We start from the raw sequence: 1,565 nt of genomic DNA on the forward strand, positions 1-1,565 counted from the left end.
CCTGTGCGTGGCGGCGGTGCTGCCGGCCGGGACTCCCCTGCCGCTGCTGCTGATCCCGGCGGCGCTGATCGGCCTGTGCACGCCGCCGGTCGGAGCCTGCATGCGGACCCTGATCCCGCTGCGCACCCCGGGCAAGGAGAAGCAGCGCAAGGCGTACGCGGTGGACGCGGCGGCGACCGAGCTGACCTGGGTGTCCGGCCCGCCGCTGGCGCTGGGCCTGGGCGCGCTCGCCGGGTCCGGGTCGGCGCTGATCGCGGCCGGCGTCGTACTCATCATCGCGACCGCGGCGTTCGCGCTCTCCCCCGCCTCCCGTTCCTGGCGGCCGGAGCCCCGCGTCTCGTCGGGCCGCCGCAGCGCCCTGGCCTCGCCGGCCATGCGCGTCCTGGTCGGCGTGCTCGTCGCGGTCGGCGTCGTGTTCGGCGCCACCGAGGTCGGCGTCACCGCGGCCGCGGGATCGAAGGCCGGCCTGCTGCTCGGCCTGTGGGGCGTCGGATCGCTCGCCGGTGGCGTCGTCGCGGCGAAGGCCGGTGGCGGCGCGGCCGGTCGCGGCTTCACGCTGCTGCTGGCCCTGCTCGGCCTGGGCCACCTGTGCCTCACCACCGGCAGGGCGAGCGCCCTGGTCATCGTGGTTGCCGGTTCCATGATCGCGCCGGTGCTGGCCAGCGCGTACGCCATGGTCGACGCCGCCGCCCCGGCCGGTACCGTGACCGAGGCCTTCACCTGGCTGGCCACCGCCTCCGCCATCGGCTCGTCGATCGGCGCGGCGGCCGGCGGCGCCCTGATCGACACCTCCGGCCCCACCTCCGCGTTCGTCCTGGCGGGCGCCGCGGGCCTGGTGGCCGCCGCGATCTCCGCAGTCCCCGTGACCCAGGCCGCCCCGGCCACCGTGTGAAGAGAGGACAAGACCATGTCGCGAGTGCGATTGGGCGAAGTGGACACCTGGTACGCCGAGCAGGGTTCGGGCGAGCCGCTGGTGCTGTTCCACCCGGGCGGCGCCGACTCCCGGGCCTTCGAGATCAGCAACCTGGCCGGCTTGGCCGAGCGCTACCACACCTACCGGTACGACCGCCGCGGCCACGGCCGCACCCCGGACGTGGCGGGGCCGATCAGCTTCGGGCAGATGGCCGACGACGGCATCGCCTTCATCGAGAACCTGGTCGGCGGCCCGGTGCACATCCTCGGGCACAGCGACGGCGCGCCGGTCGCGTTGCTGGTCGCGCAGAAGCGCCCCGATCTCGTACGCCGCATGGTGTTCGCCTCCGGCGTCTTCCACCACGAGGGCTGGCTGCCGGGCGTGCTGGACGTGGACGAGGAGGCCGACCGGTGGCTGGCCGACTGGTACGGCGAGGTGTCCCCGGACGGCCGCGACCACTGGGCGGTGGTGTCGGAGAAGCTGAGGGTGATGCACCGCATCGACCCGGCGCTGACCACGGACGACCTGGCGGCGATCGAGGTGCCGACGCTGCTGATGTTCGGCGACCAGGACGAGGTCGAGCCGGCCCACGTGCACGCGATGCACAGGGCGATGCCGAACGCTCAGCTGGCAATCGTCCCGGGCACCGGCC

2 protein-coding genes are annotated in these 1,565 nt (G+C 74.6%); both read left to right on the forward strand.

The features are described 5' to 3' along the window. A partial coding sequence (locus AB0M20_RS42660; RefSeq protein WP_364307125.1) for a hypothetical protein occupies window positions 1-892 on the forward strand: 892 nt, incomplete at its 5' end. A 24-nt stretch (window positions 893-916) separates the two neighbouring features. Then, a partial coding sequence (locus AB0M20_RS42665; RefSeq protein WP_364307126.1) for an alpha/beta hydrolase occupies window positions 917-1,565 on the forward strand: 649 nt, incomplete at its 3' end.

The sequence above is a fragment of the Actinoplanes sp. NPDC051633 genome, assembly GCF_040681735.1.
Lineage (GTDB): Bacteria > Actinomycetota > Actinomycetes > Mycobacteriales > Micromonosporaceae > Actinoplanes.